The 25,490-nt window shown below is 59.0% G+C and carries 24 protein-coding genes and 1 tRNA gene; 10 read left to right on the forward strand and 15 right to left on the reverse strand.

Annotation, left to right across the window (positions count from 1 at the left end):
• Position 1: 1 nt before the first annotated feature.
• The 4 genes from HCR76_RS13430 to HCR76_RS13445 form a co-directional block, all read right to left on the reverse strand.
• Complete coding sequence (locus tag HCR76_RS13430) at positions 2 to 892, reverse strand: carbohydrate ABC transporter permease (RefSeq protein ID WP_166991442.1); 891 nt, start codon at positions 890 to 892, stop codon at positions 2 to 4.
• The gene (locus HCR76_RS13435) at positions 889 to 1,881 is read right to left on the reverse strand and encodes a carbohydrate ABC transporter permease (protein ID WP_244971398.1); all 993 of its coding nucleotides are present in this window, start codon (positions 1,879 to 1,881) and stop codon (positions 889 to 891) included. The genes HCR76_RS13430 and HCR76_RS13435 overlap by 4 nt, the downstream gene beginning before the upstream one ends.
• On the reverse strand, positions 1,878 to 3,230 hold the full coding sequence (locus HCR76_RS13440) for an extracellular solute-binding protein (RefSeq protein WP_166991445.1): 1,353 nt from the start codon (positions 3,228 to 3,230) through the stop codon (positions 1,878 to 1,880). The genes HCR76_RS13435 and HCR76_RS13440 overlap by 4 nt, the downstream gene beginning before the upstream one ends.
• Before the next feature lie 117 nt (positions 3,231 to 3,347).
• Positions 3,348 to 4,526 carry an ROK family transcriptional regulator gene (locus tag HCR76_RS13445; protein WP_166991448.1) on the reverse strand — a complete coding sequence of 393 codons (1,179 nt, stop codon included), beginning with the start codon at positions 4,524 to 4,526 and terminating at the stop codon, positions 3,348 to 3,350.
• A gap of 212 nt (positions 4,527 to 4,738) precedes the next feature.
• Between HCR76_RS13445 and HCR76_RS13450 the strand changes: the two genes are divergently transcribed.
• The 6 genes from HCR76_RS13450 (at position 4,739) to HCR76_RS13475 (ending at position 11,669) form a co-directional block, all read left to right on the forward strand.
• Positions 4,739 to 6,196: a phytoene desaturase family protein gene (locus tag HCR76_RS13450; protein WP_166991451.1), complete on the forward strand. Its 1,458-nt coding sequence runs from the start codon at positions 4,739 to 4,741 to the stop codon at positions 6,194 to 6,196.
• Between the two features lie 175 nt (positions 6,197 to 6,371).
• Positions 6,372 to 7,130, forward strand: a complete 759-nt coding sequence (locus tag HCR76_RS13455; RefSeq protein ID WP_235934186.1) for an ABC transporter ATP-binding protein — start codon at positions 6,372 to 6,374, stop codon at positions 7,128 to 7,130.
• The gene (locus HCR76_RS13460; RefSeq protein WP_166991454.1) at positions 7,112 to 8,680 is read left to right on the forward strand and encodes a transporter; all 1,569 of its coding nucleotides are present in this window, start codon (positions 7,112 to 7,114) and stop codon (positions 8,678 to 8,680) included. The genes HCR76_RS13455 and HCR76_RS13460 overlap by 19 nt, the downstream gene beginning before the upstream one ends.
• Positions 8,681 to 8,711: 31 nt before the next feature.
• The gene (locus HCR76_RS13465; protein ID WP_166991457.1) at positions 8,712 to 10,322 is read left to right on the forward strand and encodes a serine/threonine-protein kinase; all 1,611 of its coding nucleotides are present in this window, start codon (positions 8,712 to 8,714) and stop codon (positions 10,320 to 10,322) included.
• Positions 10,323 to 10,447: 125 nt separating this feature from the next.
• Entirely contained in the window at positions 10,448 to 11,059 is a 612-nt protein-coding gene (locus HCR76_RS13470) for a ClpP family protease (RefSeq protein WP_166991460.1), read from the forward strand.
• A 1-nt stretch (position 11,060) separates the two neighbouring features.
• Positions 11,061 to 11,669: a ClpP family protease gene (locus HCR76_RS13475; RefSeq protein ID WP_166991463.1), complete on the forward strand. Its 609-nt coding sequence runs from the start codon at positions 11,061 to 11,063 to the stop codon at positions 11,667 to 11,669.
• Positions 11,670 to 11,677: 8 nt separating this feature from the next.
• On the opposite strand, the gene HCR76_RS13480 is transcribed toward HCR76_RS13475, so the two are convergent.
• Positions 11,678 to 12,049, reverse strand: coding sequence for a helix-turn-helix domain-containing protein (locus HCR76_RS13480; RefSeq protein WP_244971399.1), 372 nt, complete (start codon positions 12,047 to 12,049; stop codon positions 11,678 to 11,680).
• Between the two features lie 58 nt (positions 12,050 to 12,107).
• Positions 12,108 to 12,713, reverse strand: a complete 606-nt coding sequence (dcd, locus tag HCR76_RS13485) for a dCTP deaminase (RefSeq protein WP_166991466.1) — start codon at positions 12,711 to 12,713, stop codon at positions 12,108 to 12,110.
• Between the two features lie 56 nt (positions 12,714 to 12,769).
• Here dcd and HCR76_RS13490 point away from each other — a divergent pair.
• A tRNA-Gly gene (locus HCR76_RS13490) sits at positions 12,770 to 12,843 on the forward strand.
• Between the two features lie 24 nt (positions 12,844 to 12,867).
• On the opposite strand, the gene HCR76_RS13495 is transcribed toward HCR76_RS13490, so the two are convergent.
• The 8 genes from HCR76_RS13495 to HCR76_RS13530 form a co-directional block, all read right to left on the reverse strand.
• Positions 12,868 to 14,184, reverse strand: a complete 1,317-nt coding sequence (locus HCR76_RS13495) for a M20/M25/M40 family metallo-hydrolase (protein WP_167131913.1) — start codon at positions 14,182 to 14,184, stop codon at positions 12,868 to 12,870.
• Entirely contained in the window at positions 14,184 to 14,939 is a 756-nt protein-coding gene (locus HCR76_RS13500; RefSeq protein WP_166991472.1) for an ATP-binding cassette domain-containing protein, read from the reverse strand. The genes HCR76_RS13495 and HCR76_RS13500 overlap by 1 nt, the downstream gene beginning before the upstream one ends.
• 11 nt (positions 14,940 to 14,950) lie before the next feature.
• Positions 14,951 to 15,961 (reverse strand): ABC transporter permease, encoded by a 1,011-nt coding sequence (locus HCR76_RS13505; protein ID WP_166991475.1) that lies wholly within the window; start codon positions 15,959 to 15,961, stop codon positions 14,951 to 14,953.
• Positions 15,962 to 15,990: 29 nt separating this feature from the next.
• Complete coding sequence (locus HCR76_RS13510; protein WP_166991478.1) at positions 15,991 to 16,971, reverse strand: ABC transporter substrate-binding protein; 981 nt, start codon at positions 16,969 to 16,971, stop codon at positions 15,991 to 15,993.
• Between the two features lie 403 nt (positions 16,972 to 17,374).
• Positions 17,375 to 18,166: a PfkB family carbohydrate kinase gene (locus HCR76_RS13515; RefSeq protein ID WP_166991481.1), complete on the reverse strand. Its 792-nt coding sequence runs from the start codon at positions 18,164 to 18,166 to the stop codon at positions 17,375 to 17,377.
• The gene (locus HCR76_RS13520; RefSeq protein WP_235934303.1) at positions 18,163 to 18,996 is read right to left on the reverse strand and encodes a carbohydrate ABC transporter permease; all 834 of its coding nucleotides are present in this window, start codon (positions 18,994 to 18,996) and stop codon (positions 18,163 to 18,165) included. The genes HCR76_RS13515 and HCR76_RS13520 overlap by 4 nt, the downstream gene beginning before the upstream one ends.
• Positions 18,993 to 19,733, reverse strand: a complete 741-nt coding sequence (locus HCR76_RS13525; RefSeq protein ID WP_244971400.1) for a carbohydrate ABC transporter permease — start codon at positions 19,731 to 19,733, stop codon at positions 18,993 to 18,995. Before HCR76_RS13525 ends, HCR76_RS13520 begins: the two co-directional genes overlap by 4 nt.
• A 218-nt stretch (positions 19,734 to 19,951) precedes the next feature.
• Complete coding sequence (locus HCR76_RS13530) at positions 19,952 to 21,274, reverse strand: ABC transporter substrate-binding protein (protein ID WP_166991490.1); 1,323 nt, start codon at positions 21,272 to 21,274, stop codon at positions 19,952 to 19,954.
• Positions 21,275 to 21,400: 126 nt separating this feature from the next.
• Between HCR76_RS13530 and HCR76_RS13535 the strand changes: the two genes are divergently transcribed.
• Genes HCR76_RS13535 through HCR76_RS13545 form a run of 3 tightly spaced genes read left to right on the forward strand, consistent with a single transcriptional unit; the run spans position 21,401 to position 24,595 of the window.
• The gene (locus HCR76_RS13535; RefSeq protein WP_166991493.1) at positions 21,401 to 22,825 is read left to right on the forward strand and encodes an NAD(P)/FAD-dependent oxidoreductase; all 1,425 of its coding nucleotides are present in this window, start codon (positions 21,401 to 21,403) and stop codon (positions 22,823 to 22,825) included.
• A gap of 29 nt (positions 22,826 to 22,854) precedes the next feature.
• Positions 22,855 to 23,547, forward strand: coding sequence for an HAD family hydrolase (locus HCR76_RS13540; RefSeq protein ID WP_166991496.1), 693 nt, complete (start codon positions 22,855 to 22,857; stop codon positions 23,545 to 23,547).
• A 19-nt stretch (positions 23,548 to 23,566) separates the two neighbouring features.
• A complete protein-coding gene (locus HCR76_RS13545; RefSeq protein ID WP_166991499.1) occupies positions 23,567 to 24,595 on the forward strand; it encodes a 6-phosphofructokinase in 1,029 nt (342 codons plus the stop codon).
• A 21-nt stretch (positions 24,596 to 24,616) separates the two neighbouring features.
• On the opposite strand, the gene HCR76_RS13550 is transcribed toward HCR76_RS13545, so the two are convergent.
• The gene (locus HCR76_RS13550; protein ID WP_235934173.1) at positions 24,617 to 25,477 is read right to left on the reverse strand and encodes a GntR family transcriptional regulator; all 861 of its coding nucleotides are present in this window, start codon (positions 25,475 to 25,477) and stop codon (positions 24,617 to 24,619) included.
• Between the last annotated feature and the right edge of the window lie 13 nt (positions 25,478 to 25,490).

The raw sequence follows: 25,490 nt of genomic DNA on the forward strand, positions 1-25,490 counted from the left end.
TTTATCCTTTCACTCCGGAGAGCCTGATTCCTTCAACGAACGTTCGCTGCGCGAAGAAGAAGACGATGACGACGGGTACCATGACGAGCATTGTGAGGGCCATCGTCAAGCCCCAATCGGTTCCGTGCGTTCCTCTGAAGGTGGCGAGCGCGTATGAGACGGGCCACCAGCTCGGGTCTTCCGATGCGTAGAGCAGGGGTCCGAAGTAGTCGTTCCATGCTTTGAAGAAGAGGAAGATTCCCGCGGCGGCGATTCCCGGCTTCGCCATCGGAACGGCGACGCGAGCGAGAACTTGCCATTCGTTGCAGCCGTCCATGCGCGCCGCGTCGATGTATTCGGTGGGGATCGTCAGAAAGAACTGGCGCAACAGAAAGATTGAGAATGCGTCGCCGAGAAGGTTCGGCAGGATCAGCGGCCACAGCGTTCCCGTCAGATCAAGCTGCGCCCACATGATATACACGGGAACGGCGGTCACCTGCGGCGGCAGAAGCATCGCGATAATGATCGCGACAAAGATCGCGTTCGCGTACCGGATGCGGATCTTCGCGAGAACGTACGCGGCAGGAACGGACGACAGCAGCATGAAGATCGTCGCGAGCCCCGCATAAAGCGCCGAGTTTCCAAACCAGCGGATGAGGGGAGTGCTTGTGAACGCGTCAACGTAGTTCTCCCACCGCCACGGGTCGGGAATGAGCGCACCCGTCAGCGTCTGGTCGCTGGACATCAGCGAGGTGAGAAAGACGAAGACGACGGGCGCGATGAAGACCACGGCGAGAGCCGTCAGAAGGGTGTGCTCGGCGATCCACATCAGCATCGAACGAGGCCCGCGTGCATGCCTGCGACGTTCTGGGGCGTCGCCCGCCGTCATTTGTCGTGTGGCCGTCACAGTCATTTTGCTCCCTCCGGGTTGAAGGCCGAGACCCTGCGCAACAGGAAGATCAGGAACACGGCTGCGACAACGAACAGCAGCACGGCAAGCGCCGACGCGTAGCCAAGTTGGTAATTGGCGAACCCGCGAACGTACAGCCACTCGGTGAACGTAAGGAGTGAGCCGTTGGGGTATCCCAGTGTCATTCCCGTCCCCTCGCCGACCGTCGCTTTACCCGAGGCCACGCCCGAGGCCACAGCTGCTTCTGTGAAGTACTGCAGTGCGGCGATGATGCCGGTGATGAGGGCGAAGATCAGCACGGGGACGATGTTCGGAAGGGTGACGTAGCGCACCTTCTGCAGTCCGTTTGCACCGTCAAGCGACGCTGCTTCGTACTGGTCGCTCGGAACGTCGAGCAGTGCGGCGAGGAAGATCACCATGATGTCGCCCATCACCCAGATCCCGAGAAGCAGCAGCGAGGGTTTCGCTAGTGCCGGGTCGTTGAACCACAGCGGCCCCTCGATGCCGAAGAACCCCAGAATCTGGTTGACCGGGCCGGTTCCTGGGTTGAACAGGAAGACAAATGCGACAACGGATGCGACAGGGGGCACGAGTGCGGGAAGGTAAAACAGAGTCCGCCAGAACCCGGCAGCTCGTTTTGCCCGCGCGAGCAGGCCCGCGACCCCGAGTGCCATCACGATTTTCACGGGCGTGAGAAACACGACGAACCACAGCGTGTTGAGCGCTGCCATCCAGACCTTGGGATCCTTCGTGAAGAGATATTCGTAGTTGCGCAGTCCGATCCATTCGGGGTCGGAGACAAGGTCGTAGCGCGTGAACGAAAAGAACACCGAGGCAATCAGCGGGTAGACGAAGAAGACTCCGAGGCCGAGCAGTGCGGGTGTGAGCATCACCGCGGCGAAAACACGGCGAGGCTTACGGGTGCGACGGCCCGGGGCGCCGGGGAGAGCTGCGACTCCCCCCGGTGCCCCGCGAGGTGGTGCGATAGTCACGGTCCACTCACCAAATCGATGGAATCGTTGATCTGCTTATCAACCTCGGCGAGGCCCTTCGTGAGATCGCCACCGTCACCCGCCTGATACCTGGTCCAGTAGTCGCCAAAGGCCTGTTCATAGCCAGCGCCAACGGGACTCGGCGGAGTCGTCGTGGTCTTCGGGTTGAGAGCGATGTCGATGAACGTCTGATATTGCTCCGTCACCTCGAGGTCGGGGGATTGCAGAGCGGATGTGGTCGTCGGTACGTTCTTCAGTCCGTTTGCCATTTTGACGAGTGCGTCTGTGTCGGTTGACAGATACTTCAACAACGCCCACGCCAGTTCAGGATGCTTGGATCCCTGTGCGATTCCCGCGATGTTCCCGACGATGTAGCCCGATCCGTAGAGGTCTTCGTAGCCTTTCGCCGTGGGGAACGGCGCGGTTCCGTAGTTGAGGTCGGGAGCCTGATCGTCGATGAACGCTGTGCGATACTCCCCGTCGACGGCCATCGCCAGCTGCCCCGTGTGGAAGGCGTTCTCAGCCGAGAACTCTTGGCCGAGACCGGCGGTGAACGCCTGCAGTTTGTCGTAGCCGATCTCATCGACGAAGTCTTTCTGCCACGTCATCAGAACTGGCCAGCCGTCGTCGCTGCCGATCGCACTGCGGCCGTCGTCTGTGAGCCATTGTCCACCGACGGCAGGGCCGAAGTGCGCGGGAGAATTCTCGTACATGCCCATGAACGGGTTGAATCCCAGTCGCTTGATCGAGCCGTCGTCGTTATACTCCGTGAGCTGGAGCGCGAGTTCTTTCAGCCCGTCGAGCGTCTTGGGCATCTCAGTGACGCCGGCTTCGGCAAGGATGTCCTTGTTGTAGTAAAGCGCGTTGACATCGGCGAGCACGGGCATAGCGCAGCGCGTGCCCTCATATTCCGAGTATGACTTCACGGTGTCGGAGAATTCGGTCATGTCGACCTTGTCGCGATCGATGTACGGTCCGAGATCCTGAAAGGCTCCCGTGGAACAGAAGTTGCCGACCACGGCCGTTGAATATGAGAGCGCAACGTCGATGTCTCCGCCCGACGCGATGACTTTGCGTACTTTCTCGTCGTCTTGGCCTTCGTGCACGTCCACGGTGACACCGGGATTGTCCTCTTCGAAGTCATCGATGACGTTTTGAATCACGTCGGCTTCTCGATCGCTGAAGAAGTGCCAGAGCGACACTGTGCCTTCAAGCTTCGTCGGCGCCTCGTCCGCAATGTCTGCGGAGGTTGCGCCCGACGAGCATCCGGTGAGTGTAATTGCTGTCGCGATTGTCGCGATCCCGGCGATCGCTAAGCGTCCGCGATGGGAATGGGAGCGTTGTTGCATCAGTGAAACCTCGCTTTTCGTGTGTATATGTAATGGGCAGATGGCGCTGGTTTTGAGCGCACTCGGGGAAGCGCAATGCCGGTTGTCGGCGTGCGCGGGTGTCGTGTGGTGGTTGTCTTAGGGCCTGGTGATCGCCGCGATGAGCCCTTCGGTGAGACGTTCTTTGAGCACGCACGCCGCCCCCGCAAGGACGGGCGGCTGTGTCACTCCAGTGCTCTGAATAAGGGGATGCCAGCGTGTGTGATTCTCGATGGCGGCGGCCACTTCGCGAGCGAGAACATCTCCGCCCATCACGCCGACGGGTCCGCTGAGAATCACCGCTTCAGGGTCGAGCACGGCAAGCACAGGCGCAATGCCGAGGGCAACGCGTTCGGCGATCTGTGTCAGCATCCCGTCCCGCTCGTTCGATGCGTCGATAGCAGCAAGCAGGTCTTCAAAACGCTCCGCGCTGACACCGTATGCCTGGGCTATCGACGCGATCGCATCGCCGCTGATGAGATCTTGCAGATCACGCGCCCGGGGGTCGAGGTCTGCGGCTCTCAACGGAGCAGACAGATAACCGATCTCACCAGCGCCACCGCTAGCCCCGGCAAGCACCTCGCCTCGAATATCGAATGCGACGCCGAGCCCGTTTCCCACCCAGAACAACGCGAAACTGCCCAGGTCTTTTCCCACGCCGATTTCGCGCTCGGCGACGGCGGCAACCTTGACGTCGTTCCAGACGACAACATCGAATCCGAGGTCGGCAGACAACCGCGTGTTGATGTTCTCGCGCGGCCACCCCGGCATCTCATCGGTGAACGATAGCTCCCCCGTCGATGCGTTGACTGCCGCCTGCACACCGACCACGGCTCCGCGCACACGAGCCGGGTCGACGCCGGCCTGCGCACACGCCCTGTGAACCGCGCCGGTCAGTTCCGTGGCAGCATCCTTGTCTCCACGCGACCGTGCGTGAAAGTCCTCGACGACGGGGTAATCACCTCCGGCGGCATCGATCACCACGGAACGAGTGACTTCAGGCTGCACATCGATAGCCACGCCGATCGCCAGTTTCCGGCGCACCCCATAGCTCATGGCGGTGGGGCCCCGAGAGCCTGCGATCTCCCCCACTGGTTCGATCAGTCCGGCCGCCTCCAACCGAGATACCATCTGCGACGCCGTCGGCTTCGACAGCCCCGAGAGTTCACCCAGTCGATTGCGAGTGAGCACGCCGTACTCAAGCAGAAGGGCGAGTGCCTTCTGGTCGTTTGTCGCGCCCAGCCACGACGGCGTACCGGGGAGTGACTTCGTTGCCATTGCTGTCCTGTCTCTGTGGGTGAAATTTAATGTACAGGAAAGATTCTTAATAGTAAAGATTCTTTTCTATACTGCTCGAGCATGCGCCAAAACTGGCGAGGTCCTCGCCCGAATTCCTGACCCCTTTTGGCGTTAGCTCTGAAACTGCGGGGCACGGGCATCAGGCACGATAGCGTGAAGTGAGACAGGCAACGCACCGAGGGAGGGCGGAGATGCTCGACGCAGTCGTGGTGGGTTCCGGACCTAACGGCCTCGCCGCCGCCGTCACGCTCGCTCGCGCCGGACTCAGCGTTCGTGTATATGAAGGTTCGGAGCACCTCGGCGGCGGATCGCAGACCGCCGAACTGACCGAACCGGGCTTTCACCACGACGTGTGCTCTGCCGTGCATCCCATGGCCTACGCCTCGGAGTTCTTTCACCGCTTCGGCCTCGCCGAACGCCTCGAATTCATCACCCCGCCTGTCTCGTATGCCAACCCGCTCACTTCGACCCACGCCGCGCTGGCCTGGCGCGACCTCGAACGCACAGCAGAGAGTCTCGGCCGTGACGCCCAATCGTGGCGAGCACTCCTGCGCCCTCTTCTGAACAGCCTTGCCGCCATTTCCGACGCGGTGGCTCACCCGATTCTGCGCGTGCCGCGGCATCCTGTGCCTCTCGCTCGATTTGCTGCGCGCGCGATTGAGCAGGGCTCTCCCCTCTGGAATCTCGCGTGGCACGGCGACGATGCCCCCGCGCTGCTGACCGGTGTGATCGCGCATTCGATCCGCCCACTGCCGAGCATCGCCCCCACTGCTGCCGGACTCGTTCTCGCCGCATATGCACACGCCGGCGGCTGGCCGATTCCTGTGGGCGGCAGCCAGATGATCACCGATGCGCTCGTTGCCGACGCTGTCTCGCACGGCGTCGAATTCGTCACGGACCACCACGTGGGGTCGCTCAGCTTGCTTCCTCCTGCCCGCGCCGTCATCGCCGACACCGGTGTCGGCGGCCTCAGCACACTCGCCGGCGATCGGATGCCGCGAGACTACGCGCGCGCCCTTGAACGGTTTCGCCCGGGCAACGCCGCGTCGAAAGTGGACTTCGCGCTGTCCGGCCCGATCCCCTGGGCCAACCCCGACCTGGCACGCACGGCAACGCTGCATCTCTGTGGCACCCGAGCCGACGTTGCGCGAGCCGAGAACCAGGTGGCCCGCGGTAACCACGCGGACAACCCGTATGTTCTGCTCTCTCAGCCGAGTGTGTTCGACCCGACGCGCGCACCGTCGGGCATGCATGCGGTATGGGCATACACGCACGTTCCACGAGGATCGACGATCGACCAGACCGAAGCCGTCACGCGCCAGATCGAGCGTTTTGCACCGGGGTTCCGCGATCTGATCATCTCGTCAGCGACGCGCACGGCCTCCGAACTTCACAATCACAACCCCAACTTCATCGGCGGTGACATTGCAACGGGTGATGTCTCGCTTCGCCAGCTCGTCGCGCGCCCCGTTCCGTCGTTCGACCCCTGGCGAACGCCTATGCCCGGTGTCTACCTGTGCTCGGCGGCAACGCCACCCGGCCCCGGCGTACACGGGCTTGGTGGCTGGAGGGCCGCGCTCTCCGCACTGCGCAACGAGTTTGGCATCCACCGCGAGCCGGATCTTTCGCCCCGCCGCCGCCGCCGCTGAGAACACAAATCCGCTCACGCATTCGGAAAAGCGTGCCGACACGCCGCTAAACAGGCAACGGCGCACCGCAACACGCCAGGAGATTCCGAATGCCTGAACACAGCAAGATCCGTCGCGCGGATGACGCGTGTGAGAAGTGAAATCCGTAGTGTGGCAGAGCAACGAAAGGGGAATCGTGCAGTCAGCAGCTCTCTCAATCCGTGGCCTCGTCAAGCATTTCGGGGCGAAAGTGGCGGTCTCCGGCATCGATCTCGACGTGCCCGCCGGCTCGTTCTACGGTCTGGTCGGCCCCAACGGCGCAGGCAAGACGACGACGCTCTCAATGGCAACAGGGCTTTTGCGTCCGGATGCCGGTGGCATCAGCATCCATGGCGTCGACGTGTGGCAGAACCTCGTTGAAGCGAAAAAGCTCGTCGGTGTGCTCTCCGACGGCGTCGCTTTGTTCGACAGGCTCACGGGTCAGCAGCTCGTCACCTACGCCGGCATGCTGTGCGGTCTCGACCGAAGCAGCGCAGTCGAGCGCACCACAGACCTGCTTACAATGCTCGATCTCACCGACGCGGGAAGCTCGCTCGTCGTCGACTACTCCGCGGGTATGACCAAGAAGATCGCGCTCGCCTGCGCTCTCGTTCATGCGCCGCGCGTGCTGGTGCTCGACGAGCCCTTCGAGTCGGTCGACCCGGTGTCGGCGGCGAACATCCGTGACATCCTTGCCGAGTATGCGCGCGGTGGAGGAACGGTCATTGTCTCCAGCCACTCCATGGACCTCGTTCAGCGCATGTGCGACCACGTTGCCATCGTCTCCCAGGGCCAGATCGTCGCCGCGGGCACCGTCGATGACGTGCGCGCAGGGTCGACGCTCGAAGACCGTTTCGTCGAGCTCGTCGGCGGGCGCCGTCACACAGAGGGGCCGTCATGGTTGCAGTCCTCGTAAGTCTGCGGTTCCGCTCGCTGTGGAACTCCCTCAGACGCAGCCCCTGGCAGATGGTCGGAGCAGCATTCGGCGCGTTCTACGGGCTCGGGATGCTGGGCCTGCTGTTCGTCGGATTTGTGCTGCTCAGCATCGCACCACTTGAGCTCGCGCGCCCCATTGTCGTCGGAGCAGGTTCCGTTCTTCTTCTCGGGTGGCTGATTGGCCCCCTCGTCACCGTCGGCACCGATCAGACGCTCGACCCGATCAAGCTCTCGCCGTTCCCGATCTCGCGAGACACCCTGTTCATCGCTCTGACAGCAAGCGGAGTGCTGGGCATTCCCGGCATCGTCACGACGGTTGCCGCACTGGGGTCGGCCATCATCTGGTGGCGGCATCCGCTCGCCCTCATCGTGTCGATCGTGTGCGCGGCAATTGCCGTGCTCACGTGCATTACAGCGTCACGCGCGTTCACAACCGCCTCGGCGGGCGTCAGCTCTGGCCGGCGCTTCCGTGAGCTGTCTGGCGTGCTTCTGTTCATTCCGCTCATTCTTCTGGGGCCGATCATCATCGCCGTCACCGAGGGAGCGCGGTCGATCGCCGATCTACTTCCCGCAATCGCGTCGGTGCTCAGTTGGACGCCGCTCGGCGCGGCCTGGGCCGTGCCCGGCGATGTCGCTGCGGGCGAGTGGGGTGCCGCTGCGGCACGGTTCGCCATGGCTCTAGCCACACTCGCCGTGTGCCTCGTCCTGTGGCGTCGAGGTCTCGACCGGATGCTGTCGAGCCCACTGCGCTCGAGCGCATCCGCGCAGTCCCACACCGGTCTCGGCTTGTTCAACGTTGTCCCCGACTCACGCATGGGCGCCGTCATGGCCCGATCGCTCACGTATTGGATGCGGGATCCACGCTATGCGCGGCAGATGCTCGTCGTACCTCTGATTGTTGCGCTCATGCTGTTCTACGGCATGCTGGGTGCCGGCGGCATGGGCATGGTGACGTTTGGAGTCATCTTCGCAGCGTTCATGATCTCGACAAGCCTGTATGCCGATATCGCATTCGATGGCACTGCCTTTGCCCTGCACATGGCGTCGGGCGTACGCGGTGTCGCCGATCGAACGGGTCGTGCTTTCGCCGTGGCATCGTTCGGCGTGCCGCTGATGGTCGTGATCACTGTCGTTGTCGCCGCTGTGAGGGGAGATTTCGCGGGAGTGCCGTCGCTTTTGGGTGTTGTGCTCAACATCACGCTCGCGGGCTTCGGGGCTGCAAGCATTACGTCGGTGCTCCTCGTGTTCCCCGTGCCGAAGCCGGGAGACAGTCCGTTCAAATCTCAACCCGGCGCGGGACTGCCGTCAACGGTTGCCATGCTGGGAACCTTTGGCGCCACGGCTGTGCTCTCCATCCCAACTTTCGCCCTGGGCATCAGCTACATCGTGACGGGCAGCTCGCTCATTGGGTGGATCGGGCTCGCGGTGGGCGTCATCGTGGGGTGCGCAGCCTTTGCCGGCGGCATGGCGATCGGTGGCCGAATCTACAATGCTCGAGCGCCCGAGCTCCTCGCGACGCTGCGAAAGTAGCGGCATCCGCGCTCTCCCTTAGGATCGGGGCATGAGTTCTCCACCGCAGATCGACGGCTACAGCTATGTGAAGCTGCTCGGCCGCGGTGGTTTCTCTGACGTGTACCTGTATCACCAGCAGCTTCCCAACCGGTTCGTCGCCATCAAAGTGCTGCGCACCGATGCCCTCAGCGAGACCCTGCGCCGGCAGTTCACTGCCGAGGCAAACCTGATGGCGCGGGTGTCATCGCACTCGGCCATCGGCACGATTTTCTCGGCGGGTGTGGATGCCGAAGAGCAGCCGTATCTCGTGATGGAGTACTGCTCCGGCGGCAGCCTTGGGGCGCGCTTTCGCCACGCGCCGCTCGACGTCGCCGATGTTCTACATATCGGCGTGCGTGTGGCATCCGCCCTGGAGTCGGCGCACCGCGTCGGCGTTGTGCATCGTGATGTGAAGCCGGCAAACATCCTGATCAATGACTACGGTGCCGCCGTTCTCACCGATTTCGGTATCTCCGCAATCGCCGACGGCTTCCCCGAAGCCACACGCATGCGCGAACAGGCATATGCAACGCAGTCCGCCGTTGACAACAATGCGAGCTCGCTCGGAATGAGTATTCCGTGGGCGGCCCCCGAGAACTTCGACGATGAACCGCGCGTTGATGTTCGCAGTGATGTCTTCTCGCTCGCCGCGACGCTTTTCTCCCTGCTTGAGGGACGCAGCCCCTTCGAGGTGCCCGGGGGTTCCAATCGCGGCGCACACCTGGTCGCCCGCATTCAAAACGGAAGCGTAACTCCGATGCAGCGTCAGGGTCTGCCCCCTGTCGTCGTCGATGCGCTCATGAGAGGGCTCAGCCATGAGCCCTCGCAGCGTTTCCCGACGGCGCTCGACTTCGCGCAGAGGCTTCAGCAACTGGAACGCGACCTCGGTCTCGCACCGACGCGCATTGAAGTTCCCTCCGTGCCGAGCGACGTGCCCGCGGCCGAAACAACGGTCCGTGCGGAAGCCACTGCAGAAAAACCCCTTTCCGGCTACGCGCCCGTTGCGCATTCGGCCGTTCCGGCGCAGACGCAGATGTCGCACGTCACCGAGCCGCCGACGCACGCCTCACGTCCCCGAAAGCACCCCCGATGGCGTCTCGGGGTGATCATCGCGGCAGCGGCCGCTGTGATTCTCGTTCTCGGCATCGGCATCCCACTCGCCGTGAACAGTGCGGCAAGCAATCATCCGACGCAGACCCCGACGGCGCAGCCCCCGCTCACCATCGACAGTCTTGACATCGTCGAAGGAGACGACGAATGGTCTGTCACCGTCCCCGAAGACCTCGCTCCACCAACCGAGCGCGAAGGAAAAGTGCTTCTCGAGGGCGAGAGCTCAACGACGATTACCGATTCCAGCCGAGTGTCGTTCGGGTACGACGAGGCAACGTGGGATTACGGGTGGGAGTCTCACCTCTCACCGCCTGACTCCGGCACATTCAGCTCGGCGACGACGTCGGGCCGCGCCCTTTCGCAGTTTCTCGGGGTAGACCTCGAAGGGATGCCCGTCGGCACCGTTGTGATCGCCGCCGCGCCCCAGGGCTACTTCGCTCAGCACTCCCCGCTCACTGATGCTGAGATGACAACGCAGATCGTCATCGTGCGCATCAATGCCCTCACCTGACGCGGCTGTGCTGCCGCCGTTGGATCTGCTCTACTCCGATCTGCTCTACTCCGATCTGCTCTGAGCAGTTCTGCTCTGGGCCGCATCAGCTTCCCTCGGTATGCTCTCGCGAGCATGCTCGAGTCATGGCACATGACGACACTTCACCACCGCTCTTCACCGAACGCATGCGCGAGCAGCTGCTACACAAACGCGTGCTCGTTCTCGACGGCGTGCTCGACGACGACAACGGCACGCTGCTCGCCAGTCAGCTCCTTCTGCTGGCCGCCGAAGACTCGAACTCCGACGTCGCACTGTGGATCCATTCTCCGGGTGGCAGTGTCCCGTCGATGCTCGCGATCCGAGACATCATGCGGCTCGTGCCGTGCGACGTCTCGACCCTTGCACTCGGCCTCGCGTGCAGTGCTGGGCAGTTTCTGTTGTCGGCCGGCACACCGGGAAAACGAAGTGCCCTTCCGCACGCCCGAATTCTCATGCACCAGGGCTCGGCCGGCATCGGCGGCTCAGCCGTGGAGGTCGAGGCGCAGGCCGCCGACCTGCGCCACAACCGCGACACCGTCCTGGGGCTCATCGCCGACGATACGGGCCAGCCCATCGAGCGCATCTTCGAAGACTCGCTGCACGACCGCTGGTACACGACAGAGCAGGCGAAGGAGTACGGGTTCATCGACAGCATCGTTTCGGGCTTCGACCAGGTCATGCCCGATCGCAGAAATCCAATTGGACTGGGGGTCTGACATGAGCTCATACACAATCCCGAACGTCGTGGCGCAGCATCCGCGAGGCGAACGCATCATGGACGTTTACTCAAACCTGCTCACCGAGCGCATCATCTACCTCGGCACTCCCGTCGACTCAGGCGTCGCAAACGCCATCATCGCCCAGCTGCTGCATCTGGAATCCGAGAGCTCGGGCGAACCGATCAACCTCTACATCAACTGCGAAGGCGGCGACCTCGCCGCGATGCTCGCCGTGTACGACACGATGCAGTATGTGCAGTCCCCCATCGCGACAACATGCGTCGGCCAGGCCATCGCCGCCGGCGCCGTGCTTCTCGCCGCGGGGACGCCGGGTCGGCGCGCTGTTCTGCCGCACACGCGCGTCGTGCTGCATCAGCCGGCTGCAGAAGGGCGAGGGGCGATCCCCGACCTTATCCTGCAAGCAGACGAAGTTGTTCGCATCCGGTCCGAGATCGAAGAGATCCTCAGCACCCACACCGGTCAGACCGTGCAGACGCTTCGTCGCGATACCGATCGAGACCGCGTTTTCACGTCGGGGCAAGCGCTCGATTACGGACTCGTCGACCAGGTGCTGACGCCGAGGGGACAAGCGGATGCTGCGGCGTGACTCTCCGCTCAGGCCGCGAGCAGCAGCGCGTCGACGCCGTTCGTGGTGCTCTGTCGCTGCGGCCCGGCCGCCACCTCGCCCGCGAGTTCGATGAGCGATGTTTCGAGCGCTCCGGCGATCGCCGCGATCATCTCGCTCGACGGCTCCTTGCGCCCGCGCTCAACCTCCGAGAGGTATTGCGGTGAGACGCCGGCAGCCTTGGCTGTCTCGATGAGTTTCTCTCCGCGCCGGCTCCGATGCTCCCGAAGCCGTTCTCCAAGTTCTTCGCGCCACAGCCTCTCCGGCTGCGGGCGCTCGGGCGGCCGCCGTTCCGAATGCTGTCCGCGCTCCGCATTGGCACGACGACGTCGCGCCACCTTCATGTCCACGATCTCAGCCATGCTTCACCCTAAAACGGGCGGCGCACTGCTGTCTCGCGATTCTGCTCAGAGCGGATCGCTACTGCCCGGCCCGGCCCGCGTCTGTAACGCTCACGTCTGTGCGGTGAAAGTTTGCGAACGAGCGGGATGCCGTCGGGCCGCGCTGTCCCTGATACCGCGAGCCGTATTCCGACGATCCGTATGGGCGTTCGGTCGGGGACGTGAGTCTGAAGAAGCAGAGCTGCCCGATCTTCATGCCTGGCCACAGCTTGATGGGCAATGTCGCAACATTGCTGAGCTCCAGCGTGACGTGGCCAGAGAACCCGGGGTCGATGAACCCTGCCGTCGAGTGTGTGAGCAGGCCGAGCCTGCCGAGCGAGCTCTTACCCTCGAGGCGCGCAGCGGCGTCATCGGGCAGTGACACCCGCTCGTAGGTTGAGCCGAGCACAAACTCCCCGGGGTGCAGAATGAACGACTCGTTCGGCTCCACCTCGATCAGTCGCGTCAGCTCCGGCTGATCCTGCGATGGGTCGATGAATGGGTACTTGTGGTTATCGAACAAGCGAAAGAACCGGTCGAGGCGCACGTCAACGCTCGAGGGCTGAACCATGTCAACGTCATATGGATCGAGCCCGATGCGTGAAGCGGCCAGCTCTGCTTTGATGTCGCGATCTGAGAGAAGCACGTTGTCAGTGTATCCGTCAGAACTTGCTAGTATGTCGAGGTGCCCTCGAGCACTCTGCGGATGTAGTTCAATGGTAGAACTTCAGCTTCCCAAGCTGATAGCGCGGGTTCGATTCCCGTCATCCGCTCCAGTTATGCACACACGCAGCACGTTCTTACACCGAACACCATCTGAGCGCCGTTCGTGCCATTGTGCGAGCTGCGATTGGGATGAGTTCAAGATCGACTGACTCGTCGGCTGCGTGTGCACATAGAAGATCGCCAGGCCCACTGACTACGGCCGGGATCCCCTGCGCCTCATAAAACGAGGCGTCCGACTGTGCTCCGGCTGGTATGACACCTGCATCCAGGTAGTCTTGCCCGGCGACCGAGTTCCGGGCCGCAAGAGCGGTGCGTACGAAGTCGGCACCCGGGTCGCTGAACGCAGGTGGCCACGACGCATACCATTCGAACTCTGGAGGATGCTCGCGCAGCCACGGGTCTAGCGCGCATGCCGCGTGAATATGCTGCTCCACTTCGGCCTTGATCTGTTCAAATGCGTCGCCAGGCGGAAACGACAATAGATAGTCGAACCGGGCACGATCGGGGAAGTAGGGCGCAGCTTCGATACCTACGTCTGCTTTGAGCACGCCCGGATGAATGATAAATGCACCGGGCAGGAACTGAGGATGTGCTTTTGAGATTCCCCACTGTTCCTCGAGTTGTCGCATCGCGTTGTATACGTATACACCCTTGTCGATTGCATTCACTCCGATGGAGTCTCCGCCTCCCCCCGGTCGAATGGCCAGATTGCGGGACGCCCAGTGTGCTGATTTGCCGCGCACCGTAACGGAGAAGAGCGCGTTACCAGGTGCGGTGTTGGACATCTGCAATAAGTTCCCTGAGCTCGTGGGCTCAGGGACAAAGGCGGCGTCAACTTGGTATCCGGCGTTGAGTACAGCCGTTGTGCCAATCTCGTGGCTCATAGTTTCTTCGCCAACTACGGAGTGGATATGTAGGTCTCCGTCAAGTCGTACGCCGACTTCAGCGAGCGCTTTAACCGCGAGCCACATTGCCGCGTGCCCAGCCTTCATGTCGGTCGCCCCCAGCCCGAATAAACGGTTTCCCTCGCGCACTGCTGTCCATGGATCGACAAATCGGCCTTCCTGAGGAGCGACAGTATCTATGTGCCCGTTGAACGCTAGGGAACGTCCTTGGCCGGCACCTCGCAGAATAGCAACGAGGTTGGCACGACCTTCCTCTATCTCGACGTAGTCGATATGCATGCCTAGGTCACGAAGGTGAGTTGCGAATAGTTTGTTTGCTCGCGACTCTCCTCCGATGTGATCAGTTTTATTCACACCTGGCTGCTCAGGGTTGACACTTGGAACGGCAACGAGCTCTTCTAGGAGGGTTTCCGCTCGTCCACTAAAGCGAGAGATTGTCGCATCGATCGCGTTCTCAATCTTTTCAAGATCTGGTTGCGTCGTCACTATGAAGCCTCCTCGAGCCCGGTAATTGCCTTAACGAGAGAATCCGCTGTGAACTGAGATGTTGGCGCGTTCGCTACTACTCGGCCAAGACGCAGGACGACAGTTCTGTCACTTACCTCGAGGACGTGTGGCAAAGTATGCGAGATGAAGATGACGCCCAGACCGTTGGCCTTTGCCTTGAGGATCACCTCGAGTACTTCCGTTGACTGCTTTGCGCCGAGGTGGTTGGTTGGCTCGTCAAGAATAATGACTCGGCCTGCCCATGCAATTGCTCGGCCGATAGCGACAGCCTGCCTTTGTCCGCCAGAAAGCTTTGATACAGATCGTGCTGAGGCTGGAACGGCGATTCCTGCGTTCTGCAGGTCTCTGTGAGCTTGCTCATCCATCTTCTTTTTCGCAAGGAATCCCAGCTTCCCTCTCAGGCCAGGGGCCTTCAGCTCACGCCCTAGGAAGACGTTTGCGCTCACTGAGAGGTGCGGCGCTAAGCTCGAGTCTTGGTACAAGGTCTCAATTCCTCTATGGAGCGCGTCTTGCGGTGAAGACCACTCCACTTCCTCTCCATCCAAATACATCTGCCCAGAATCTGGCTTGTGCGCGCCGGATAGTGCTTTCACGAGTGTGGACTTTCCCGCACCGTTGTCTCCGACCAGCGCTACGACCTCCCCCGCTTCGACACCAAAATCAACACCATCGAGAGCTACAACGCTCCCGTATCGTTTGCTTGCTCCGCGTACTTCGTACAAATTGTTGCTCATGTTCGTAACCTCTAGACAGTTGATCGATTGCGGCCGATACCTTGAACTGCTACCGCGAATGCGATGAGAATTCCTACGACGATCTGCTGCGCATTCGGCTCGACCCCGATGAGGATGAGGCCGCTCAACACACTTGCGGTAATCAATGCGCCCAGAATTGTTCCGGTGATTCTTCCCACGCCGCCGAATAGGCTGACTCCGCCAATCACGGCTGCCGCGATCGCTTGGAGTTCGCCTCCGCGTCCTGAAGATGGTGAGCCTGATCCGAGTCGGAAGTACACGAATAGACCAGCCAGCGATGCGAGTATCCCGCCAATCACGTAGACCTTGACGAGGTGCTTGTCGACGTTGATGCCTGCCACGCGTGCTGCAAAACGGTTTGAGCCGATTGCGTATGAGTGGCGGCCGAACTGGGTACGCGAAAGAACCAGCCAGGCGATCAGCAGCACAACAATTACGACAATCAACGGAACCGTGAGGACACCAAAAAACCTAGTGTTTCCTATAGAGATAAGTTCCCGGGGTGCGCCCGCGATTTGCACACCGCCCGTAACTACGAGCGTGGTGCCTGTGCAAACGCCCATCATCGCGAGGGTCGCGATGAATGGCGCTAGTTTGACACGCGTGATAAGGAAAGCGTTGATACCGCCAACGAGGGCGCCAACAAGGATGGCCGTGCCAACGCCGGCCAAGATGCTGGCGGTGGGAGAAGCACCGCTTTCGTTTGCCCACCGCACTGCTAGGGCTGCAGAGACTCCGCTGAGCCCAAGCAAAGCACCTACCGAAAGGTCAATTCCACCGGTCAGCATGATGAAAGTTTGTGCAGTCGCCATCAGCATTACTGGACCAAAGTCCTGGAGGACGTTGCTAAACGCGGCGGCGGAGAAAAACCTTGGATTGATGATGGTGAACACCAACACCATCACGATGAATACGCCTATCAAGAGAGTTTCTTGCTTCGACCCAAGATTCTTCAGCCGTTCGATACCAGCATCCGAGGTTGTCTGACCGTTTCCTGCCATCGGTCCTTTCCCCTCCGTCTTCAGGTTCGTCATTCTGCGTACTGATATTTCTTGGTCTCACCAAGGTTGTCCCGGTTGATGACGACGTTCGGAATCACAACTTCTCGTTCAATATCTTCTTTTCCCTCACCAGTAACTTGTGCGTAGGCGTACTGAAGAGCCAGTCGCGCTTCCTCGGCGGGGTCCTGCGCGATCAAAGCCGACACAACGCCTTCTTCAAGGTCCTGGACCTGGTTCGAATAAGCGTCATAGCAAATCAGGTTGACGTCGTCAGTGGCTTTGGCACTCCGAAGCGCAGCTGCCGCACCTGTGCAAGATGTCCCATCAACAGCAAACACACCTTCAAGGTCAGAGTACTCAAGCAGAGTGGTGTTCAAAATGGTCGTCGCCTTTGCCGGTTCACTGTAGGCATATTGCACGGGAAGGACGTTCAAACCGTCGTACGCGCTATCAACTGCGTCCTGAAAGCCCTCGACGCGCTGGGTCCCAGTTGTGTTCGTAGGAGAGGCGGAGATCACGAGCACTTTACCGTCGCCGTCTAATTGGGAACTCATCTCTTCCGCGGCTCGCTCGCCCCCATCGTGGTTGTCCCCAGTGATATGCGACACCAACGTACTGGTATCACTCACCGTCGTATCAACAGTCACCACTGGAATGTCCATGGATGCTGCCTTGTCGACACTTGGCTGGAGCGCATCTGCATCGGTCGGAACAAGCACCAAGGCATCAACACCTTGTGTGAGAGCAGAATCGACGAAGGGGAGCTGCGACTCGGGGGAATATTCGTCAGAAGCGCCTTGCCAAATCAGCTCGATTCCGAGTTTTTTCGCCTCGTCCTTCGCCGCGATTTCCATCGCGCGAAAGAACGGATCCGACGCAATACCTGGAACGAAAGCAATCTTGACCTCGTCCTCCGAACCCCCGGGATCGCCCGAGGAACATGCGCTAAGCACTAGTCCCAGACTTACAGCCCCTGCCGCCGCCGCTATCACCGGTCGCGTCTTTGCCATATCGCTCAGCTCCTTTGCTATTTGATTCGCACCTATTGCAAACCAAAAGTCGACTTGTCCGACCACTATGCCATAGATATAGACAAGCTGGCTAGCTGTCAGTCAATCGTTACCATCGTGTATCCAAGTCGATATTCGCTTGGGTACGCCCAGTGGCATCTCGCCACGATGCAGGCAAACTTCAGTGGCACTGATCGCTACGGGCTACCGATCATTGCTGATTATTGCTGATTATTCTCAGCAGGCAGGTTTTGGCGGCGTCCTCCTATCTGCCAAGTTCGCGGCATGGGTAGCGAAGCGCCCAGAACCACGCGAAAAGCACAATCTTGGTCATGCTTCTGTGCGCTGGGGACTTGCGCAGGTTATGGCGGAGCTGCCCGTTTCGTTCGCGATGGGCTGCGATCTACGGATCTTGCGGGAACCCACCCCTGTGCTGGCATGTCTTTGCTGCCACCGCAGCACCTGCGCGCATACAGTCAAGTACAGATTTTCCTTGAGCCCGCGCAGCCACGAATCCGGCAATGTAACTGTCGCCAGCTCCTGTTGTGTCGACGACGGCCGGAATCTCGACTGCGGGAACGCTGAACCAGTCCCGCCCATCGAACGCAATACTTCCATCCGCGCCGCGAGTGACGATCGCTAGTTGCGCCCCACCATCTATCGCTTCCCGAGCCATAGTATGCGCCTCTGCGGATTCCTCACCTGCAGAACAGAACGCAACGTCCAAGTGCTCAAAGCCTTCACTTACGGCACAGTCCTGACTGATCTGCACACCTCGGCTCGCTAACTCGTTGCGAATGCGTGATGCAAACGGACTCATTCCAATATGCACAAACGCACGCGTTGCTATGTCATCGAGGTCATCGGCGCTCGGCATGTAAGTTGCGCTCACCTCAAAGTTGTCCTGCGCGATTATGCGATCGCCGCTGGGCTCGACACGTATGAGCGTCGTGGACGTTTTACCGGGGAGCTCAGTGAGCCCGTCGGTGTTGACCTTGTTCTTCGCCAAAGCCTCCCTCACGCGGAAGCCGAGGTCATCAGACCCGACTGCGCCGTAGTATCCCGCACGGGCACCCATGAGACTCCATTGAACAGCCGTATTGAGCGCGTTTCCCCCGATAAAGCTCTCGTCATCGGCTCCATAGTAAATATCAACGGTGTTATCGCCCACTGCCGCAAGTGATAAGTTGTTCATTTTCCTACTCCCTCTGCGAGACCTCGAATAAAGAAACGTTGGCCCAGTATGAAGAGAATGATCATGGGCACCGCCGCGATCGCCATTCCCGCGAACACAGCAGGGAAGTCGGTTGTTGCACGCGAAGAAAGATTAGCGAGCCCAACCGGTAGCGTCTTGAGTGAATCATCTCCGACAAATACGAGCGCGAATAGGAATTCGTTCCAAGCGAATATCACGTGCAAGATAACGGCAGAAGCCATAATCGGCTTTGACATGGGCAAGATGACGCGCCAAAAAATCTGACGAGTCTTTGCTCCGTCAATGATGGCTGCCTCATCGACCTCTCGCGGCAGACCGACCATGTATGACCTGATCAGGAAGGTCGTAAACGGAATCCGAAACGCCGTGTAGAGAAGAATAAGCGCCCAATAGGTGTTGTAAATTCCCCAAGACTGCATCAGTTTGACGAGTGGGACCAGCGCTACTGCCGGCGCGAGCATCAACCCTCCCACAATGAGCAGAAGAAAGATCCGGCTAAAGGGTATCTCGATTCGTGAAAGTCCAAACGCTGCCCAAGCGCTCACTAGCGTTGTCAAGAAAACGCTGACTACCGTGACGAGCGCGCTGTTGAAGAAGTACTGGCCGACTCCTCGATCCCATGCGCGCGCGTAGCTTCCAAAATCGAGCGCCTGTGGCATCGCAAATGGGCTGCTGAGAATCTCATCATTCGTCTTAAGCGAGCTGATCCCCATCCATAACAATGGGTAGAGCACCACTATTGCGAGCCCAACGAGAAGTCCCAATAATAGTAGCTTTCCTGCGATCCGGAAAAGCCCGCTCGTCGTCACCAATGGACTCTCCTTTTCTCCGTGTACCGTAGTTGAAATATCGCAAGTATGACCGTCACGATGAAGATGACAACGGCGATGGCCGCCGCGTAACCGAAGTCGTTCTTGATGAAGCCACTGACGTATAGCCAAGTTCCGAGCAGTTGAGTTGAGTTATCGGGACCTCCCGAGGTGGTCACCATCACTTCGTTGAAGACTTGGAACGCCTGCGAGACTGTCACGATCATGAGCAGCCCCGTCATCTCGCTGACGAGTGGCATCGTGACAGAGAATAGTCGGCGCGCCGGCCCAATCCCGTCGAGGGCAGCCGCTTCGTAGTACTCGCGCGGAATCCTTTGCATTGCGACCGCAAACAACAATGTTGTGTAACCGAAGCCTTGCCACTGACTCATCATGATGATGGCGACCATCGCCGTGTCAGAATTACCCAGCCAAGCGTGCTGTAGCGATTCCAGCCCCACCGCCCCGAGCATTCCGTTCAGCAAACCGCCGGATGGGTGGTAGATGAAATAGAAAAGAAGGCCGGTGACGGTAAGCGAGATCGCAGACGGCATAAAGTAGATCGATCGCAGAATCGACTTGAACCGCTCGTTTCGCAGTCCTTCAATAGTCGCTGCGAGCGCAAGCGCAAAAAACACTTGAACGATTACCGAGATGACCGCATAAAGCGTGTTGTTTCCAAACGCTATCCAGAAAACGCGGTCATTCGCCATCTTTACGTAGTTCTGCAACCCCACGAAAGTCTGCGTTCCAGCAAAGATATTTGATTCTTCTACGCTGTACCGAAAATTCAGAATCAGCGGATAATAGACGAAGAGTAGGAGCCCCACGATGGCGGGTGCGATCCAAACTAGCCCTCTCTTTGAGACACGTTGCATGAATAACCTCAAATAGTTTCCGAGGGCGCACGACTCGGTTAAGCCGTGCGCCCGCCCGTTGAAGGTGTGTCTACTAGCTAGCTGGCAGTGCTATCCGAGGCCTTCTTGACGTCCGACATCACTTGTTCAGGTGATTTATTCCCACTTATGAGTCCTTGCACGCCTGAAAGATAAGCCTGCGCGACATCGGGTACTGTCACAGTGTCAAGCCAAACTGCGAGACTCGAAGCCTCGTCCACCTGCTTCACACTTTCCTCCAACTGAGGAGTCACATCAGTCTCGGCTAAGCCATCTTTCGTTGCACTCGGGAATCCGATTGTCTCGTACAATGCAGCAGCGTTCTGCTTGTTTGTGGCGAACTCCATGAAGTCCACCGCGAGTGGCAAGTTCTCAGCGTTTGGGTTTACCAGGAAACCATCCGGCGCACCGGTGAGCGACCCTTGGTCGCCCTTGGCATCTTCTGGAACGGGGAGCTTGAAGACACCATAGCCGTCCTCCTCGGCGGCGCTACCTTCTGGCGTGGTAGCCGCAAACTCCACGTTCTCAACGTAGAACATAGCTACATCGCCGTCGCCGAAACGGTTGCGCTCAGAGTAGTAATCGGACCCGTTAGCCTGTTCCTGAGTGTCTGTGCAGTTCGTCAAGATCTCCTGGAACTGTTCCAGTGCTTTGACGTAGCCTGGATCTTCGAATTTGGCTGTAGCCGGTTCATAGTCTGCGCTGAGCGTCTCGGCAGGCACGTTGTAGCTGTTAAGCGATGTGATGAAGTGGATGGCAGGCCAGCCGTCTTTATTGCCAAACGACATGGGAGTGACCCCCTTATCCGTGAGATCATCACAAGCTTGAATAAGTTCCTCATGGTTCCCAGGAACATCAACTCCAGACTCCGCGAACAATTTCTCGTTGTACAGCATGAACTTTGCATCCAGTGCAAGCGGGACACCGTAGTAGGAACCGTCGTCGCTGAACGTGTCTAGAGCCGCTTCGTTAAACGTGCCTCCCCATTCCGTGCTCGGGGCAATAACGTCCGAGAGATCAAGAGCGAGGCCGTTGTCGAAGAACTGCGCAGCGTATTCACCGGGCCAAGAGAAATACACATCAGGAACGCTCTGAGAGGCGACAAGTGTCTTGATCTTGTCCTTGTAACCCTGATCAGATTCCTGCTGCAGATCGATTGTCACGCCTTCGTGCTTTGCCTCGTAGTCTTTTGCGACTTGTTCAAAGAAAGCTGCATTCTCACCTGCGTAGCGGGTAATGACGCTTACCGAACCGTTGTAATCGACATCCGTTAGGTCTACATCACTTCCCGGAGCGGAGTCAGTGCTGCCTCCGGCTGTACATCCCACGAGAGCGACCGCAACGGCACTCCCGAGCGCAATTGCGCTTAGCCTCTTGCTCAATTTGATCCTCCAAGCTCGCGTCTTCGCGAATCAGGTGCTGTGTCACAGAAACATCATAGACCTTGCTGTCTGACATCTCCTACAGGGATCTTACAACCAATGTTGATTGTCGGATAGCATGTTGCAATGCGATCTACATTCCGCCTGCGCACTCCTGTCGCTTATAGCGACGATGACCGCTCGTATTGGTTGAGGGATGTTGTGCGCACACCGCAGCCTTCACTCGATAGCAGCACCGTCGCCGACGTCGCTATCATTGGCGGAGGCCTCACAGGATTGTGGACAGCAATACGTATAGCGGAGTTGGAGCCCACTAAGAAGGTGGTGCTTCTTGAAGCCTCGCGATGCGGCGATGGGGCTTCCGGACGCAACGGGGGCCAACTCCATTCTTGGTTTGACAGCCTCAAAGCGCTGACAGATGTAACTAACGAGCGTGAGGCGCTAGATCTCGCCGGAATGACAGTCGAAGCCATAGAAGAGCTGCGTGCGCTTCAAGAGGACCAGGGTTATGACCTGGGCCTCCGTCTTGACGGCTGGCTTTGGACAGCAAGCGCGAGCTCACAAGAGGGTTCTTGGACCGAAACGCAGGAGAGTGCACGGCGAAACGGGAAACACCCCTATCGAACGATTGATCGGGAAGAGATTCGACAGCGTACAGGTTCTGCAGTCTCGTATCTCGGCGTAGAAGAAGAGCTGGCCGGAACCGTGCATCCAGGCAAGCTGATGGTTAGCCTCGCGCATTACGCAATCTCTAAAGGCGTAGTCATATTTGAACAATCAGCAGTTCGCTCAATCACACTTGGGCGCCCAGTTGTAGTGTCCACTGAAAATGCCACAGTGAGTGCGACATCCTGCGTGTTAGCGACAAACGTATGGGCAAGCTCGATACCGGATATTCGCAAGCACATGTATGCGGTCGACTCACAGGTGATAGCTACAGAGCCAATTCCTCAACGCCTTGATGACATCGGGTGGCGTGACGGGGAAGCAATTTGTGACTCACAGAACCAAGTTCTGTACTACCAGCGCACGTTAGACGGACGAGTGGTTTTCGGACGCGGAAGCGGTGGACCCGTGTACCGTGACCACCTCGGCCAAAAGCAGAGCAGACATCCACGATGGAGAAAGGACACGATCAAGGAGTTCCACCGAGTTTATCCGTCGCTGAAAGACGTCGCGATTGATCATGACTGGGTGGGCGCCATCGACTGCGTACCGAGCCACATCCCGATTATTGGCCACCTTCGAGCCCAAAAGAACTTTGTCTACGCCGTCGGATGGAACGGAACCGGCCTTGCTCAAATTCCAGCATGCAGTCGAATCATAGCGAACCTGGCTCTAGAGAAAGACAACCGGTGGGCACAAAGTGGTCTGGTCAATCAAAAGAACCTGAAGAGACTTCCTCCAGAACCATTCCGGTTCATCGGAGCTTGGATTGTCAGGGCAGCTATCGTCCGGCAGAACCGCGCAGCCATTTTAAATAAGAGTGTGGGCCCAGTGACCGCGCTCATCGTGAAGCTGATGCCCAAGGGTACGAGCGAACACAGTTGACGCCGCGGCGAGGAGAGGGATAGACGAGAATGTTCAATGGCATTGTCTTCGATTGCGACGGAGTACTCGTCGACACTGAGCCGCTAAGCATGCGAGTAACTCAGAAAGCCGTCGCCGAGCTAGGTTGGCACCCCACAGTTGAGGAGCTCTACCGACTATTCCTCGGGTGCTCGAAGGAGCATCTTCAAAAAATCGTTGAGAAAAAGACGGGGCGCAAACTTACGCGCGACTGGCTCACTCCCTATCGTGCGTTTCGCAACGACCTGTTTCGACGCGAACTCACAGAAATTCACGGAATTTCTTTCGCGCTCGATCGCATCGACATGCCGATTGCTCTCGCCTCAAACAGTAGTCACGCACATATCGAGTTGGCTCTAGAAATTGTGGGACTCTTTCCACGCTTTCAACGGAACATTTCGAGCGCTGAAGACGTCGCACAAGGCAAACCAGCTCCCGATGTTTATCTACACGCCGCGAATCAGTTGGGGCTTGACCCAACTGAATGTATGGCTGTTGATGACAGCCGCGCGGGGGTTGAGTCGGCGAAGGCAGCTGGGATGTATGTCCTCGCATATGAAACGCCCCTCACCCCTCGGGGCTCGTTCGACGACCTTGGAGTGAGCACGTTTAACAACATGCGAGAACTCCCCGGGCTGGTGAACAAGATCCGCACCGCCACGACGCGGTCAAATAGCAATGCACAGTCAGCGACCAGTTCATAGCGTCACGAGGAGGAATCAAATGAAAGTTGCCATGTTGACTAGCGGTGGAGATTCACCAGGGCTCAACGCTGTAATACGAGGCGCAGTGCTCAATGGCACGATTCGATACGGAGCCGAGTTCGTCGGGTTTCGCTTCGGCTGGCAAGGACTCTTGGACGAGGACATGGTCCCTCTCGAGCGCCATGACGTGAGAGGTCTCAGCAAGCAGGGCGGGACCATTCTCCATACGAGCCGCACGAATCCAGTCGATGCGTCAAACGGAGGCGCGGAACGGATCCAAGCTATGTTTGACCGAAATGGCATAGACGCGCTCATCGCTATTGGTGGAGAAGGCACGTTAACAGCAGCTCACCGCCTGTCTGAAAGCGGTCTAAACATTGTGGGTGTACCCAAAACGATCGACAACGATCTGGATGCAACGGATTACTCGTTCGGCTTTGACACAGCCGTGGAGATCGCAACTGAAGCAATCGACAGGTTGCGCACTACCGCTGAGTCCCATCAACGCTGCATGGTTGTAGAAGTAATGGGACGACACGTAGGGTGGATCGCTCTCCACGCTGGTCTCGCATCTGGGGCTCACGCAATACTGATCCCAGAGTTCCCACAGAGCCTCGAACAGATCTGTGACTGGGTCCACCAAGCCAAACGTCGCGGTCGTGCACCTGTAGTGGTTGTTGCAGAAGGCTTCACCATGGAGAATATGCAAGCCGCCCATTCGCACAAGGGGCTCGACACGTTCAATCGTCCGCGATTAGGCGGCATTGCAGACGTTCTAGCACCAATGATTGAAGACAACACAGGCATTGAGACGAGATCAACCATCATCGGCCACATACAACGCGGCGGAGTACCAAGCGCATTCGATCGCGTCCTTTCAACCCGACTAGGTATGGCAGCGGCAGATGCGGTAATGGCCAAGCATTGGGGACAAATGGTGGCGGTCAAAGGTACGGACATGACGACGGCACCTATCTCTTTGGCGACGGCAAATCTCAAACGTGTTCCGCTACAGCGTTATGACGAGTCACGCTTACTGTTCGGGTAGGCGTCGACTGAGAGATTACGTTCAGCGTCGCCTCACGACGCTGAACGTAATCTCACTGCCAAGGTGAAAGTCCTTGGCATAGAGGATTCGAGTGTTGTTGCGCGTCAATCCAACCTCAGTTCCCAACAGCCACGGCCCCAGGCCTTCTAAGTTGTACTTTTGCTCCCATTCTTCAGGCAGTTGGACGGCGGAGATAGTTGCGAGCGCCGAGTTCACGTAGTGGCCATGCGCGGCAAGAGCTTCGGTCAGTGAGCCGCTCCAGTCCCGATGATTAATCGGACCTGGCAAGGCCAGCCTTGGAACGGTGTTAGCGCTCACGACAAGTGGTCTCTCATCGCCGTATCGAATTCGCAGGAGGCGAATTACCTCAGCTCCAGGCTCTATCTCAAGAGCTTGCGCTTCTTCCTCATTAGCGTTTCCCAGGGTGACCTCTAGGACAGCACTGGTGACCCGATAACCAAGCCCGGTGAGCACCTCCGTAATACTTTCGTATTTGGTCATAGGACGCTCAACGCGTAAGGCACCAGACGCAGAGATAAAGCGCCCGTGGCCTTGAACCGCATGAACAGTTCCCTCCTGCTCAAGCAAGCGCAGCGACTCTCGGACCGTGGAACGCGAGGCGCCGTAAAGGTCGACTAGTTCAGATTCAGTGGGTAGCTGGTCTCCAGGCTTCAGACCGGCCGAAACAATCAGCCCTCGAATCTGATGATAGACGCGATCCACCACACTTTCATGCCCAGTCGTCTCAACCATTTCATCCTTGACTGACAAGTTGTTCGCTCCGTTCATCGGGGATTTTGACCACTCGAAGAGCGTATCAGCACCGCTACAACAAATCCGGGCGGCGCAGCGATGGCCGTTTTCCACTTTCTGCCCTACCATTGTTACTGTTGTC

Source organism: Paramicrobacterium chengjingii, from assembly GCF_011751765.2.
Taxonomy (GTDB): Bacteria; Actinomycetota; Actinomycetes; order Actinomycetales; family Microbacteriaceae; genus Paramicrobacterium; species Paramicrobacterium chengjingii.

Coding starts and splice junctions, on each gene's coding strand:
- HCR76_RS13470 (WP_166991460.1), top strand. CDS start 10,448: ATGGCACATGACGACACTTCACCACCGCTCTTCACCGAACGCATGCGC.
- HCR76_RS13500 (WP_166991472.1), bottom strand. CDS start 14,939: ATGAGCAACAATTTGTACGAAGTACGCGGAGCAAGCAAACGATACGGG.
- HCR76_RS13450 (WP_166991451.1), top strand. CDS start 4,739: ATGCTCGACGCAGTCGTGGTGGGTTCCGGACCTAACGGCCTCGCCGCC.
- HCR76_RS13440 (WP_166991445.1), bottom strand. CDS start 3,230: ATGCAACAACGCTCCCATTCCCATCGCGGACGCTTAGCGATCGCCGGG.
- HCR76_RS13545 (WP_166991499.1), top strand. CDS start 23,567: ATGAAAGTTGCCATGTTGACTAGCGGTGGAGATTCACCAGGGCTCAAC.
- HCR76_RS13460 (WP_166991454.1), top strand. CDS start 7,112: ATGGTTGCAGTCCTCGTAAGTCTGCGGTTCCGCTCGCTGTGGAACTCC.
- HCR76_RS13430 (WP_166991442.1), bottom strand. CDS start 892: ATGACTGTGACGGCCACACGACAAATGACGGCGGGCGACGCCCCAGAA.
- HCR76_RS13445 (WP_166991448.1), bottom strand. CDS start 4,526: ATGGCAACGAAGTCACTCCCCGGTACGCCGTCGTGGCTGGGCGCGACA.
- HCR76_RS13510 (WP_166991478.1), bottom strand. CDS start 16,971: ATGGCAAAGACGCGACCGGTGATAGCGGCGGCGGCAGGGGCTGTAAGT.
- HCR76_RS13475 (WP_166991463.1), top strand. CDS start 11,061: ATGAGCTCATACACAATCCCGAACGTCGTGGCGCAGCATCCGCGAGGC.
- HCR76_RS13480 (WP_244971399.1), bottom strand. CDS start 12,049: ATGGCTGAGATCGTGGACATGAAGGTGGCGCGACGTCGTCGTGCCAAT.
- HCR76_RS13505 (WP_166991475.1), bottom strand. CDS start 15,961: ATGGCAGGAAACGGTCAGACAACCTCGGATGCTGGTATCGAACGGCTG.
- HCR76_RS13465 (WP_166991457.1), top strand. CDS start 8,712: ATGAGTTCTCCACCGCAGATCGACGGCTACAGCTATGTGAAGCTGCTC.
- HCR76_RS13550 (WP_235934173.1), bottom strand. CDS start 25,477: ATGGTAGGGCAGAAAGTGGAAAACGGCCATCGCTGCGCCGCCCGGATT.
- HCR76_RS13535 (WP_166991493.1), top strand. CDS start 21,401: ATGCGATCTACATTCCGCCTGCGCACTCCTGTCGCTTATAGCGACGAT.
- HCR76_RS13515 (WP_166991481.1), bottom strand. CDS start 18,166: ATGAACAACTTATCACTTGCGGCAGTGGGCGATAACACCGTTGATATT.
- HCR76_RS13540 (WP_166991496.1), top strand. CDS start 22,855: ATGTTCAATGGCATTGTCTTCGATTGCGACGGAGTACTCGTCGACACT.